The 12,473-nt window shown below is 57.7% G+C and carries 13 protein-coding genes; 3 read left to right on the forward strand and 10 right to left on the reverse strand.

Features of this window, described 5'->3' with window-relative positions; all coding sequences use genetic code 11:
- Positions 1-3 precede the first annotated feature (3 nt).
- Genes sufD through iscR form a run of 7 tightly spaced genes read right to left on the reverse strand, consistent with a single transcriptional unit; the run spans position 4 to position 5,727 of the window.
- A complete protein-coding gene (gene sufD, locus ACTYEO_RS10740) occupies positions 4-1,302 on the reverse strand; it encodes a Fe-S cluster assembly protein SufD (protein WP_449323742.1) in 1,299 nt (432 codons plus the stop codon).
- Positions 1,302-2,057 carry a Fe-S cluster assembly ATPase SufC gene (gene sufC / locus ACTYEO_RS10745; protein ID WP_449323743.1) on the reverse strand — a complete coding sequence of 252 codons (756 nt, stop codon included), beginning with the start codon at positions 2,055-2,057 and terminating at the stop codon, positions 1,302-1,304. The genes sufD and sufC overlap by 1 nt, the downstream gene beginning before the upstream one ends.
- 36 nt (positions 2,058-2,093) lie before the next feature.
- Complete coding sequence (locus ACTYEO_RS10750; protein ID WP_449323744.1) at positions 2,094-2,405, reverse strand: heavy metal-binding domain-containing protein; 312 nt, start codon at positions 2,403-2,405, stop codon at positions 2,094-2,096.
- Positions 2,406-2,409: 4 nt separating this feature from the next.
- Positions 2,410-2,604 (reverse strand): hypothetical protein, encoded by a 195-nt coding sequence (locus tag ACTYEO_RS10755; RefSeq protein WP_449323745.1) that lies wholly within the window; start codon positions 2,602-2,604, stop codon positions 2,410-2,412.
- Between the two features lies 1 nt (position 2,605).
- Positions 2,606-4,126 carry a Fe-S cluster assembly protein SufB gene (gene sufB / locus ACTYEO_RS10760; RefSeq protein ID WP_449323746.1) on the reverse strand — a complete coding sequence of 507 codons (1,521 nt, stop codon included), beginning with the start codon at positions 4,124-4,126 and terminating at the stop codon, positions 2,606-2,608.
- A gap of 54 nt (positions 4,127-4,180) precedes the next feature.
- Positions 4,181-5,224, reverse strand: a complete 1,044-nt coding sequence (locus ACTYEO_RS10765) for a cysteine desulfurase family protein (protein WP_449323747.1) — start codon at positions 5,222-5,224, stop codon at positions 4,181-4,183.
- 41 nt (positions 5,225-5,265) lie between these two features.
- Positions 5,266-5,727: a Fe-S cluster assembly transcriptional regulator IscR gene (gene iscR, locus ACTYEO_RS10770; protein WP_449323748.1), complete on the reverse strand. Its 462-nt coding sequence runs from the start codon at positions 5,725-5,727 to the stop codon at positions 5,266-5,268.
- Between the two features lie 178 nt (positions 5,728-5,905).
- Here iscR and ACTYEO_RS10775 point away from each other — a divergent pair, with 178 nt between their 5' ends.
- From ACTYEO_RS10775 to ACTYEO_RS10785, 3 genes are all read left to right on the forward strand, one after another.
- Complete coding sequence (locus ACTYEO_RS10775) at positions 5,906-6,559, forward strand: alpha/beta hydrolase (protein WP_449323749.1); 654 nt, start codon at positions 5,906-5,908, stop codon at positions 6,557-6,559.
- Between the two features lie 6 nt (positions 6,560-6,565).
- Entirely contained in the window at positions 6,566-6,817 is a 252-nt protein-coding gene (locus ACTYEO_RS10780; RefSeq protein WP_449323750.1) for a hypothetical protein, read from the forward strand.
- 128 nt (positions 6,818-6,945) lie between these two features.
- On the forward strand, positions 6,946-8,163 hold the full coding sequence (locus tag ACTYEO_RS10785; RefSeq protein ID WP_449323751.1) for an NADP-dependent isocitrate dehydrogenase: 1,218 nt from the start codon (positions 6,946-6,948) through the stop codon (positions 8,161-8,163).
- Positions 8,164-8,250: 87 nt separating this feature from the next.
- Here ACTYEO_RS10785 and ACTYEO_RS10790 read toward each other — a convergent pair whose 3' ends face one another.
- From ACTYEO_RS10790 to recA, 3 genes are all read right to left on the reverse strand, one after another.
- The gene (locus tag ACTYEO_RS10790; RefSeq protein WP_449323752.1) at positions 8,251-8,541 is read right to left on the reverse strand and encodes a DUF1330 domain-containing protein; all 291 of its coding nucleotides are present in this window, start codon (positions 8,539-8,541) and stop codon (positions 8,251-8,253) included.
- Between the two features lies 1 nt (position 8,542).
- Complete coding sequence (gene alaS / locus ACTYEO_RS10795) at positions 8,543-11,203, reverse strand: alanine--tRNA ligase (protein ID WP_449323753.1); 2,661 nt, start codon at positions 11,201-11,203, stop codon at positions 8,543-8,545.
- A 149-nt stretch (positions 11,204-11,352) separates the two neighbouring features.
- Positions 11,353-12,432 (reverse strand): recombinase RecA, encoded by a 1,080-nt coding sequence (gene recA, locus ACTYEO_RS10800; protein WP_449323754.1) that lies wholly within the window; start codon positions 12,430-12,432, stop codon positions 11,353-11,355.
- Positions 12,433-12,473 lie beyond the last annotated feature (41 nt).

Below are 12,473 nucleotides of genomic sequence, written 5' to 3' on the forward strand. Positions count from 1 at the left end.
GCCCTACCCGCGCCGACGTGCGAGCCAATGCTCAAGCCGGCTCAAGATATCCTCACGCAGGGTTTCATCCTCGATCTCGTCGATGGCCTCGGCCAAGAAGGAGAGCACCAAAAGATCGGTCGCCTCCTTACGCGGCACACCGCGCGAGCAGAGATAAAACAAGGCATCTTCGTCAATCGCGCCCGTGGTCGAGCCGTGGCTGCATTTCACATCATCGGCATAGATCTCAAGCTCGGGCTTGGCTTGGAAGGTGGAATCATCATCCAGCAAAAGCGCCTGAGAGATTTGATAGCCATCGGTCTTTTGTGCGTCCGGCTTGACCAGGATCTTGCCTTGGAACACGCCAACAGCCCCGTTGCGCAGCACCTTTTTGAACACCTGACGGCTTTCGCAATCCACCGCGTCATGGGTGACAAAGACCGTGTCATCATGGTGGAACTTGCCATAAGCCCCATCACCCATAGCCGCACCTGCCACATGGGCCTTGGCGCGATCTCCAATGATTTCAATGACATGCTCATTGCGCGTCATCACACCATTGGCGGTCAGGGTGAAGGATTTATAGGTCGCATCCTCGGCAATGCGCGCGAAAATATGGGTCGCGGCGCGGCGTTCATGGTCGCGGCCTTGGGCGCGCAGATGGTGGAAGCTACCCCCTTTGGCAACCTCGACCTCCATGCATTTATTGAAGCGCGCAGCGGCGGGGCCATGCTCCAGAATGGTGACCTCGGCGCCCTCTTCGACCTTGACCAGATGATGCATGATCGCATCCGAGGTCTCGGATTGATGCAGATAGATCAGATTGATCGGGCGCGATACTTTGGCGGTCGCGCGGATCACAACGCCTTGGGCGGCATAGGCCGTGTTCAGCGCCGCCAAGGGCCGCACCACAGGGTCCTGCCCACGGGTTTCAAGCGTGCCATAGGCCTCGCGCGCCCAGTGGATATCCTTGGAGAGCGCATCGCCGAGCAAGTCGATCTCAACCCCCTCCATTGCCAGATCGCTGGATAGATCCGCGTCAAACACACCATCCACAAAGACGATCTTCAGCCGCTCAATGCCCTTGAACAAAGGCGCTTCGTCGGAATCGTCGAAAATGGCCGCCTTGGTGGGAGTTACCTGCGTCAACGAGGAGGGATCGGTGTATTTCCAATACTCGTCACGCCCCGTGGGCAGCCCCATGGCACGCAGGCGCGACAGCGCATCGACGCGCGCCTCATTGGCCCAACCCGCGCCCTCAGGCAGGGTCAGACCTGCCAGACGGTCTTCGGTCAGGTCGGTCTTGCTCTGCGGCAGGGCCATTATTCCACCTCCGCCAGCAGATCCGCATAGCCGTTGTTTTCAACTTCAAGCGCCAGTTCTGGGCCACCGGTTTTGATGATCCGGCCATTGGCCATGATATGCACAACATCGGGTTTGATATGGTCGAGCAAACGCTGGTAATGCGTGATCACCAAGAAGCTGCGGCCCGCATCGCGCAGCGCATTCACGCCTTCCGAGACCAGCTTCATCGCATCGACATCAAGGCCTGAATCCGTCTCGTCCAGAATGCACATCTTCGGCTCGAGCATGGCCATCTGTAGGATTTCATTGCGCTTTTTCTCACCACCCGAGAAGCCGACATTGACAGGACGCTTGAGCATATCCGCGTCGATCTTGAGCGTTTTGGCCTTGGCGCGCACTTCCTTGAGGAAATCGGCGGCGCTGAGCTCTTCCTCGCCGCGCGCTTTGCGCTGCGAATTTACCGCCGTGCGCAGGAAGGTCATATTCCCAACACCAGGAATTTCGACAGGGTATTGAAAGGCAAGGAAAACGCCCGCAGCCGCGCGCTCTTCAGGCTCCATATCCAGCAGGTCTTCCCCCAGAAGGCTCGCGGCCCCATCGGTGACCTCATAGCCATCCTTGCCAGACAGAACATAGGAGAGCGTGGATTTGCCCGAGCCGTTCGGCCCCATGATCGCATGAACCGAGCCTGCCTCGATCTTGAGGTCTACGCCTTTGAGGATCTGCTTGTCCTCATCTTCAAGTTTGACGTGCAGGTTGTTGATTTCCAGCATTTTTCTCTCCATCCAGCGCAGCCATTCAGGCGCGCGTTAAGCCAGTGTAACAGCCGTGCCGGATGCACTGACCATCATCATATTGTTAATCACTTCATAATCGAGATCGACGCCGACCACCGCATTGCCGCCGATCTCGCGGGCGCGGTCTTCCATCTCGGCAAGGGCTGTCGCGCGGGCGCGGCCAAGCTCTTCCTCATAGGCGCCCGAGCGGCCACCGATAATATCGGTGATGCCAGCAAACAGGTCACGAAACACATTGGCCCCCAAGATCGCCTCGCCCACGACAATGCCGTGATAGGCGCTGATCGGGCGGCCTTCGACCGTTGGGGTGGTGGTCACGATCATCGGCTTAGCGCTTCATAATCATTTTGGCCGAGACATGGCTGATCACAATCGCCGCCACAGCCGCAAAGGCGGCCATGCCCGGTCCGCCCGGATGCCAGATCGGATAGGTGAAGGCCATCATGATCACCACACCAAGCGCCACCAAAAGCGCATAGCGCATCCGTGGCTCCGCCGCCGTTAACCAGAACTTCCAATCCATCTTAGCCCACGCTCCCCTCAAGACTGATCGCCACAAGCTGTTGCGCTTCCATCGCAAATTCCATCGGCAGCGCCTGAAGCACATCACGACAGAACCCGTTCACGACAAGCGCCACGGCCTCTTCCTCATCCATGCCGCGCTGGCGGCAATAGAACAATTGATCATCATCCACCTTGGAGGTGGTCGCCTCATGCTCCACGCGAGAGGAGTTATTCTTGACCTCGATATAAGGCACCGTATGCGCGCCGCATTTATCGCCGATGAGCAAGCTGTCACATTGCGTGTAATTGCGCGCATTTTTGGCCTTGGGATGCATCGTCACAAGGCCACGATAGGTGTTTTGCGCACGGCCCGCGCTGATCCCCTTGGAGACGATCCGGCTTTTGGTGTTCTTGCCCAGATGGATCATCTTGGTGCCCGTATCGGCCTGCTGCGCGTTATTGGCGATGGCAATCGAGTAGAACTCGCCTTGGCTATCATCGCCGCGCAGAATGCAAGAGGGGTATTTCCACGTGATGGCCGAGCCTGTTTCCACCTGCGTCCACATCACTTTGGAGCGGTTACCACGGCAATCGGCGCGCTTGGTCACGAAGTTATAGATGCCGCCCTTGCCATTCTCATCGCCCGGATACCAGTTCTGGACGGTGGAATATTTGATCTCGGCATCATCCAGCAGCACCAGCTCAACAACCGCCGCATGAAGCTGGGTGGTGTCGCGCATGGGGGCCGTGCAGCCCTCAAGATAGGAGACATAGCTTTCTTTATCCGCAATGATCAGCGTGCGTTCAAACTGACCCGTATTCTCGGCATTGATCCGGAAATAGGTGCTCAATTCCATCGGGCAGCGCACACCGGGTGGCACATAGACGAAGGAACCATCCGAGAAGACCGCCGAATTCAGCGTGGCAAAGAAGTTATCCGTGATCGGTACGACCGAGCCGAGATATTTCTTCACCAATTCAGGATGGTTCTGGATCGCCTCCGAGATCGAGCAGAAGATCACGCCTTCTTTCTCAAGCTCGGCCTTGAATGTCGTGCCCACAGAGACACTGTCAAACACCGCATCAACCGCGACCTTGCGGCCCTCGGCGGGCATTTGGTCTGCCCCTTCGACACCTGCCAAAATCATCTGCTCTTTCAGCGGGATACCCAGTTTTTCATAGGTCGCAATCAACGCAGGATCGACATCATCGAGGCTTTTGGGCTTCTCGGTCATGCTTTTGGGTTTGGCGTAGTAATACTGGTCTTGGTAATCGATCTTGGGGTAATCGACCATCGCCCAATCGGGCTCGGCCATCTGCTTCCAGCGTTTGAACGCCTGCAGACGCCAATCCAGCATCCATTGTGGCTCGTTGTTCTTTTCCGAGATCAGTTTGACGATATCCTCATTCACACCTTTGGGCGCGAATTCCATTTCGATATCGGTGGACCAGCCGTATTTATACGCACCACCCACGGCCTTGACGGTTTCCACCGTTTCGCGATCAACGCCATCGCGGACATCACTATCAAGTGCGGTCATGGGCCTCTCCTCTTCTCGTTTGAGCGCTGGCCAATATGGCGCGCCCGTTCTTGTCTATGTAGCGCGTGCGCGCCATCTGTCATGAGCGGCAAGCCACCCCTCGGCAAAGCGCAAAACGTCTTCCTCAGACGTCTGCGGCCCGAGCGACACCCTGATTGCGCATCCTGCATCCTCCGCAGAGAACCCCATCGCGCGCAAAACCGAGCTGGCCGCCACCTTGCCGCTGGAACAGGCCGACCCCGCCGAAACGGCAAAGCCCGCCAAGTCCATTTGCATCACCTGCGTCTCGCCCTTCCAGCCTGGTGTGACCATCAAACTGGTATTGGGAAGCCGCGAAACTTCTTTCCCGACAAAAATAGTCTTATTTGCGCGAGGTTCCAGAGCCTTTTCTAGAATATTTCTAAGTTTTTCAACTTGCGACCACAGCCCAATTTCAATATCTTGTGTGACTGCTGCCGCCGCACCACCAAATCCAGCAATGCCAATCAGGTTCTCTGTTCCCGAGCGCCGCCCCATTTCTTGGCCGCCCCCCCGAATCTGCGCCTCCAAATCCAATCCGCGCTTCAAAATCAGCGCCCCGATTCCCTTTGGGCCGCCAATTTTATGGGCCGAAACAAAGGCCATCTCCACGCCCGACCAATCAAAGGCCAAGGGCAGCTTGCCAAAGCCTTGGGTCCAATCGGACACGGCCAAGCCTTCGGGCAGGGTTTGGATGACGCCTGTCTCGGAATTGGCAAATTGCAGCGCGCTGGTGGTGGGGTCAGCGATCTCGACCAAACCATTTGCATCGCAAGGCAGCGTATCTGCCCCCCAAGCCCGCACAGCATCATGCTCGATTGCGCTGCAGGCCAGCCCACGGCCCGCCATGGCCAGCGCCGCCGCCTCGGTCGAGCCCGATACAAAGACAATATCAGCCGCCTGCGCGCCAATGGCCTCGGCCAATTGCGAACGTGCCTTTTCCAGCAAGGTCTTGGCCGCGCGCCCTTCGGCATGGACCGAGGAGGGATTGCCAACAACATCCATCGCGCCAAGCATCGACTCGCGCGCCTCGGCCCGTAAGGGCATGGTGGCATTATGGTCCAGATAGACCCGTTTCATGCGGCTTTATCCTGTAAATACAATGGCGAGGCGGCCAAAGCTCACGCGCCATCTACCACGGTGAACAAATTCGGCACCGCAGGGCATGGTGTCAGTTCATTGCGGATCACATCCGACAGGCGCGTCTGGTGCAAGAACACATAGACATGCGCACTCAAACCCTCCCAAAGGCGATTGGTCATGCTTTGCGCACGGCTGCCCGACACCCCGCCAGAGGCCCCCGCGCCCGTATGCATTGCGCTGACGGTTTCCTCGACCGCGCTGAAAATATCGAAAACGCGGATATCCGTTGCAGGCCGCGCCAAACGGTAGCCCCCGCCCGGGCCCCGCACGGATTCTACCAAACCCGCGCGGCGCAGCTTGACGAAAAGCTGCTCCAGATAGGGCAAGGAGATATCCTGCCGCTTGGAAATATCCGAGAGCGAGACCAACTCATCAGGTGTTTGCAGCGCGAGATCAGAGAGCGCGACCATCGCATAGCGTCCCTTGGTGCTCAATTTCATTGGAAATTCCCTCGCATGATGCCGCTTTCCCGTGCCGCATGATTGACCTTTGAGCCAAGCAAGCTTAACTGCGTTCAACCCCCTGCAGAAGCGCTCTGCGGGATTTAGAATTGTTCTAGGTAGGGTGCCGCCTCCCGTCAAGCATTTGACATGCGGCCCCGCCACCAGAGGAGGCACGATGCCCGAGGTCATTTATCCCGGTCCAGAAGGACGGCTTGAGGGCCGTTATCACCCGCAAAAGGCCAAGGACGCGCCAATCGCGATCATCCTGCACCCGCATCCGCAATTCGGCGGCACTATGAATAACCGCGTGGTCTATAACCTGCATTACGCATTCCATAATATGGGCTTTACGGTTCTGCGCTTCAATTTCCGTGGCGTGGGGCGCAGCCAAGGCGAATATGACCAAGGCATTGGCGAGTTAAGCGATGCAGCCTCCTCGCTGGATTATCTGCAAGCCATGAACCCCAATTCCAAGCATTGCTGGGTTGCGGGGTTCAGCTTTGGCGCGTGGATCGGGATGCAGCTTTTGATGCGCCGCCCCGAGATCACGGGCTTCATCTCGGTCGCACCGCCCGCGAATATGTATGATTTCAGCTTCCTCGCGCCCTGCCCCGCATCGGGTTTGATCATCAATGGCACCAATGACCGCGTGGCCAAGCCGCAAGATACCCGCATTCTCGTCGATAAATTGCACGAGCAAAAAGGCATCACCATCACCCATCAGGAGATGGAAGGTGCGGGCCATTTCTTCGAGGATCCCAATATGGATCCGATGATCGACAGCGTTCAAACCTATGTGCGCCGCCGCCTCACGGAAAACACACGGTAATCCCAGATGCCCACCATCGCCGAAGAAATCGCCGATAAACTGGCCATCGAGACCATCAAGGCCGCACAAGAAATCGGCGATGACCGCTTGATCGAGGAGATCGCGCAAAGCATCGGGGCCTCCTCAACCACCACCGAGGAGGCCTTCCGCACTGCCGTGCGCGTCCGCCTCTCCGAGCAGCGCGCGCGTAAATTGCTGCATGACAAGATCAAAAAAGCGGCATTGGCCAAGCAAGCGGGTCAAACCGAAGCGCAATAACCGCCCCGCGCAGGTTTTGCGAAAATCTGCTAGAAAAGATTCAGTATACAATCGTATACCACTTTATTTGATGCCCCGTCTGCGCTAGAGACAGGGCAGATACACCCCTATGCCGGAGGGCCTCCCCCATGAGCAAAATCAAGGTCGCAAACCCCATCGTCGAGATGGATGGCGATGAGATGACCCGCATTATCTGGGATTTCATCAAGCAAAAGCTGATCCTGCCCTATCTTGATATCGATCTGCTCTATTATGATCTCGGCATCGAGGAACGCGATCGCACCGATGACCAGATCACGATTGATGCGGCCGAAAAGACCAAAGAGGTCGGCGTTGCCGTCAAATGCGCAACGATCACCCCTGATGAGGCCCGCGTCGAGGAATTCGGTCTCAAGCGGATGTATCGCAGTCCCAATGGCACCATTCGCAATATTCTGGGCGGCGTAATTTTCCGCCAACCTATTATCTGCCAAAACGTCCCCCGCCTTGTGCCGGGCTGGACCAAACCCATCGTGGTCGGCCGCCATGCCTATGGCGATCAATATCGCGCCACCGATTTCACCTTCCCCGCCGCGGGCAAAATCACGCTGAAATATGAAGGTGAAGACGGCACAATAATCGAAAAAGAAGTCTTCGATGCCCCCGATGCGGGCGTCACCATGGCGATGTTCAACTTGGATAAATCCATCTATGACTTCGCCCGCGCCTCGCTCAATTACGGCCTGAATTTGGGCTGGCCCGTCTATCTCTCAACCAAAAACACTATTCTCAAAGCCTATGACGGCCGCTTCAAGGATATCTTCGAGGAGGTTTTCGAGGCGGAATTCAAAGAGAAATTCGAGGAAGCGGGCATCTGGTACGAACACCGCCTGATCGATGATATGGTGGCCTCGGCGCTGAAATGGTCAGGCGGCTATGTCTGGGCCTGCAAAAACTATGACGGCGATGTGCAATCCGATATCGTGGCCCAAGGCTTCGGCTCGCTCGGCCTGATGACCTCAATCCTGATGACACCTGATGGAAAGATCGTGGAATCCGAGGCCGCTCATGGCACCGTCACCCGCCATTACCGCCAGCACCAAAAGGGCGAACAGACCTCGACCAATTCCATCGCCTCTATCTTTGCATGGACGGGTGGGCTGAAACACCGCGCCAAGCTTGATAACAATACCGAGTTGAAGGATTTCGCCGAGACCTTGGAACGCGTCATCGTCGAGACCGTTGAGGCAGGCGATATGACCAAAGACCTCGCTCTGCTGGTCGGGCCAGATCAGAAATGGCTCACAACCATCGGCTTTCTCGAAAAGATCGACGAGAACCTGCAAAAAGCCCTCGCCGCCAAATAAAACGGGGCGGTGCCCGCGCGGCCCGCCCCATTTCTTTGTTTCAAAAATACCTCCGCCGGAGGCAGCGGGCCGCAAGGCCCGCTTTTTTCATTCCAAGGCTTCGATCAGCACCAGATCACGCTCCGATGCCCCCTGCGCATGGCTCAAGGCCTCTTGATATTCTGCGCTCTCATAGCAGGCCTCGGCGGCCTCAAGGCTCGGAAAAATCGAGATCACATTGCGTGGATGCGCGCGGCCCTCTTTCTGGATGGCGCGGCCGCCGCGCGCCAGAAACTCACCGCCATGGGCCGCAATTGCCTTGGTGGCCAGCGCTGCATAGCGGCCATAGGCCTCTTCATCCGTCACGGTGACATGGGCCACCCAATAGGCTTTCGGCATCTTATTCTCCCTTGATCACAGCTTCTGCAGCCGCAACTGCGGCCTCGGCATTGGCAGCATCCTTGGCCCCGCCTTGGGCCATATCCGCACGACCTCCGCCGCCCTTGCCGCCCAATTCGACAACAGCCGCCTTGACCAGATCAACCGCCGAAACCTTGGCCGTCATATCCTCGGTCACGCCCGCCGCCACGGCCACTTTGCCATCCGCATCCGCGATCAGCAAAACCGCGCCCGATCCGATCTGCGCCTTATGCGCATCAATCAATCCAGGCAGGTCCTTGCCAGTCACGCCTTGCAAGACCTGCGACAAGAAGGGCACGCCGCCCACATCCCGCGCGGCAGGCGCATCCGCCTTGGCCCCGCCCGACATCGCAACCTGTTTGCGCAATTGCGCCACTTCGTTTTGCAGCGCGCGGCGCTCATCCATGAGTGCTTTGACGCGCTCCACCACCTCAGCGCTCGGCGCTTTAAGCATGCCTGCCACTTCGCCAATTTTGCGGTCTTGCGCCGCGAGATAGTCAAACGCCGCCTCACCCGTCAGCGCCTCGATCCGACGCACCCCTGAGGAGGACGCACTGTCACCAAGCGCCACGAACAGCCCGATATCGCCCGTCTGGCGCACATGGGTGCCTCCGCAGAGCTCCAGCGAATAGGTCTGGCCATCGCTGCCCTTGCCCGAGCCATCCAGCATCCCCATCGACACAACGCGAACCTCATCGCCGTATTTCTCGCCGAACAAGGCCTGAGCACCCAATTCGCGTGCAGCATCAGGTGTCATGATGCGCGTCTCAACCGCAGCGTTCTGGCGGATGAAGGTATTCACTTCCGCCTCGACCTTGGCCAATTCCGCAGGCTCCAAGGCTTTGGAATGGCTGAAATCAAAGCGCAAACGATCGGCTGCATTGAGCGAGCCGCGCTGCGCCACATGATCCCCGAGCGCGCGGCGCAAGGCTTCATGCAACAAATGCGTAGCGGAATGGTTGGCGCGAATATTGGTGCGGCGCGTATGCTCCACCTCCAGCTCGGCCGCTTGGCCAAGGGCGATCTCGCCTTCTGTGACTTCGGCAATATGCAGGAAGACACCCGCAATCTTTTTGGTGTCACTGATCCGCGCGAGGCCCGTCTCGGTGCGGATCAGGCCCGTATCGCCAACCTGCCCCCCCGATTCCGCATAAAACGGCGTTTGGTTCACCACGATCGAGACCTGCTGGCCTGTGCTGGCGGCCTCCACTTCGGCCCCCTCAGAGACAAGCGCCAAGACCTGCCCCTCGGCCTTCTCGGTGTCATAGCCCAAGAATTCGGTTACACCCTGCTTATCGGCAATATCATACCAGATCGTGGCATCCGCAGCCTCGCCCGAGCCAGACCACGCCGCACGCGCCTTGGCCTTCTGCTCTTCCATGGCCGCATCAAAGCCCTCGGTATCTACCGTGCGGCCCTTTTCGCGCAAAGCGTCCTGCGTCAGATCCAGCGGGAAGCCGAAAGTGTCATAAAGCTTGAACGCGGTCGCGCCGGGCAATTCCGCCGCCTCGGGGAGGTTGGACAATTCATCATCCAACAGCTTCAACCCGCGATCCAGCGTGGTGCGGAAGCGCTCTTCCTCAAGACGCAAAGTCTCGGTGATCAAGGGCTGCGCCTGACCAAGCTCGGGATAGGCCTGCCCCATCTGGCTGACCAACGCGGGCACAAGGCGATGCATAAGCGGGTCTTTCGCGCCAAGCAAATGCGCATGGCGCATCGCGCGGCGCATGATCCGGCGCAGCACATAACCGCGGCCTTCATTCGATGGCATCACACCATCGGCAAGAAGGAAGGAGCAGGAGCGCAAATGGTCGGCAATCACGCGGTGATGCACGTTTTTCGGACCATCGGGATCGACGCTTGTGGCATGGGCCGAGGCCTCGATCAATGAGCGCATCAAATCGGTGTCGTAATTGTCATGCTTGCCTTGCAAAAGCGCGCCGATCCGCTCCAGCCCCATGCCCGTATCGATGGATTGCATATCCAAAGCGCGCATCGAGCCATCTTCGAACTGCTCGTTCTGCATGAAAACAACGTTCCAGATTTCGATGAAACGGTCGCCATCTTCCTCGGCTGAGCCCGGAGGGCCACCCCAGATATGATCGCCATGGTCATAGAAAATCTCGGTGCAGGGCCCGCATGGCCCAGTTGGCCCCATCTGCCAGAAATTATCCGAGGTCGCGATACGGATGATCCGGTCTTCCGGCACGCCGAGCTTTTTCCATATCTCGAATGCCTCGTCATCGGTGTGATAGACCGTGGCCAGAAGGCGCGATTTATCGATGCCGAAATCTTTGGTGATCAACTCCCACGCAAAGGGGATCGCTTCTTTCTTGAAGTAATCGCCAAAGCTGAAATTCCCCAGCATTTCAAAGAAGGTATGGTGGCGCGCGGTATAACCGACATTGTCGAGGTCATTATGTTTACCGCCTGCGCGCACGCATTTCTGCGAGGAGGTCGCGCGCGTGTAATCGCGGGTCTCGACGCCTGTGAACAGGTTCTTGAACTGCACCATGCCCGAATTGGTGAACATCAATGTCGGATCATTGCGCGGCACCAGCGGAGAGCTGTCCACGATCTCATGCCCGTTACGTGCAAAAAACTCGAGAAATGTTGAGCGGATTTCGTTCAAACTGGCCATGATGTGGTCGGACTTTCCCTTTAAAATGCGAGCGAGGGACGGTGTAGCCGCAAGGGCAGATACTGTCCACAGGACTTTGCCCGCGACACCGACGCAAAAAGGGCGCAGCCAATGCCGCGCCCTTCAAGACTTCAAATGCTTGGCCGCGCTCAGTCTTCGAGCATCGCCGCATCATCATCTGCATCGCCACCCATGGCGTCGAAATCCAGACCATGCGCCGCGCGGATTTTATCCTCGATCTCCATCGCCATGGCCTCGTTTTCCTTCAGGAAGGTCTTGGCATTTTCACGGCCTTGACCGATCCGCTCATCCCCGTAGGAGAACCAAGCACCCGATTTCTCAACCACGCCTGCCTTGACGCCCAGATCAAGCAATTCCCCCATTTTGGAGATGCCTTCGCCATACATGATGTCGAATTCGACCTGTTTGAAAGGCGGGGCCACCTTGTTCTTCACCACTTTGACGCGGGTTGCATTGCCCACCACCTCATCGCGGTCCTTGATCGCGCCAATGCGGCGGATATCGAGGCGCACGGAGGCATAGAATTTCAGCGCATTGCCGCCTGTTGTGGTCTCGGGGCTGCCGAACATCACGCCGATTTTCATCCGGATCTGATTGATGAAAATCACCATGCAATTGGACCGCGAGATCGAACCTGTCAGTTTGCGCATTGCCTGAGACATCAATCGTGCATGCACGCCGACCGAGCTGTCTCCCATATCGCCTTCTAGTTCGGATTTCGGTGTCAGCGCCGCGACCGAGTCGACCACAACCATGCTCACCGCGCCCGAGCGCACCAAAGTATCAACAATCTCAAGCGCTTGCTCGCCCGTATCTGGCTGCGAGATCAGCAATTCATCAAGATTGACGCCAAGCTTTCTGGCATATTGCGGATCCAGCGCATGCTCGGCATCCACAAAGGCGCACACGCCGCCCTTTTTCTGCTCTTCCGCCACGGCATGCAGCGTCAGCGTTGTCTTGCCCGAGCTTTCGGGGCCGTAAATCTCGATGATACGGCCTTTGGGCAAACCACCGATACCCAAAGCGATATCGAGGCCAAGCGAGCCCGTAGAGGTGGCCTCAATGTCGTTTAGAACATTGTCGCCCCCCAATTTCATGATGGAGCCCTTGCCGAATTGGCGCTCGATCTGCGCCAATGCGCTGTCGAGCGCTTTTTGTTTATCTGCGGATTTGCGGTCAGTCATGTCCAGAATATCTGCCATTGCCATGCGTTCGGCTCCTTATTTCACGTTGCCACGCTGGCGGCAAT

The organism is Rhodophyticola sp. SM2404 (genome assembly GCF_053570515.1).

What these genes read in the sequence shown, in the direction of transcription:
- sufD (WP_449323742.1), bottom strand. Translation starts at nt 1,302, where the DNA reads ATGGCCCTGCCGCAGAGCAAGACCGACCTGACCGAAGACCGTCTGGCA.
- recA (WP_449323754.1), bottom strand. Translation starts at nt 12,432, where the DNA reads ATGGCAATGGCAGATATTCTGGACATGACTGACCGCAAATCCGCAGAT.
- sufC (WP_449323743.1), bottom strand. Translation starts at nt 2,057, where the DNA reads ATGCTGGAAATCAACAACCTGCACGTCAAACTTGAAGATGAGGACAAG.
- ACTYEO_RS10785 (WP_449323751.1), top strand. Translation starts at nt 6,946, where the DNA reads ATGAGCAAAATCAAGGTCGCAAACCCCATCGTCGAGATGGATGGCGAT.
- ACTYEO_RS10755 (WP_449323745.1), bottom strand. Translation starts at nt 2,604, where the DNA reads ATGGATTGGAAGTTCTGGTTAACGGCGGCGGAGCCACGGATGCGCTAT.
- ACTYEO_RS10775 (WP_449323749.1), top strand. Translation starts at nt 5,906, where the DNA reads ATGCCCGAGGTCATTTATCCCGGTCCAGAAGGACGGCTTGAGGGCCGT.
- alaS (WP_449323753.1), bottom strand. Translation starts at nt 11,203, where the DNA reads ATGGCCAGTTTGAACGAAATCCGCTCAACATTTCTCGAGTTTTTTGCA.
- ACTYEO_RS10780 (WP_449323750.1), top strand. Translation starts at nt 6,566, where the DNA reads ATGCCCACCATCGCCGAAGAAATCGCCGATAAACTGGCCATCGAGACC.
- iscR (WP_449323748.1), bottom strand. Translation starts at nt 5,727, where the DNA reads ATGAAATTGAGCACCAAGGGACGCTATGCGATGGTCGCGCTCTCTGAT.
- ACTYEO_RS10750 (WP_449323744.1), bottom strand. Translation starts at nt 2,405, where the DNA reads ATGATCGTGACCACCACCCCAACGGTCGAAGGCCGCCCGATCAGCGCC.
- ACTYEO_RS10790 (WP_449323752.1), bottom strand. Translation starts at nt 8,541, where the DNA reads ATGCCGAAAGCCTATTGGGTGGCCCATGTCACCGTGACGGATGAAGAG.
- sufB (WP_449323746.1), bottom strand. Translation starts at nt 4,126, where the DNA reads ATGACCGCACTTGATAGTGATGTCCGCGATGGCGTTGATCGCGAAACG.
- ACTYEO_RS10765 (WP_449323747.1), bottom strand. Translation starts at nt 5,224, where the DNA reads ATGAAACGGGTCTATCTGGACCATAATGCCACCATGCCCTTACGGGCC.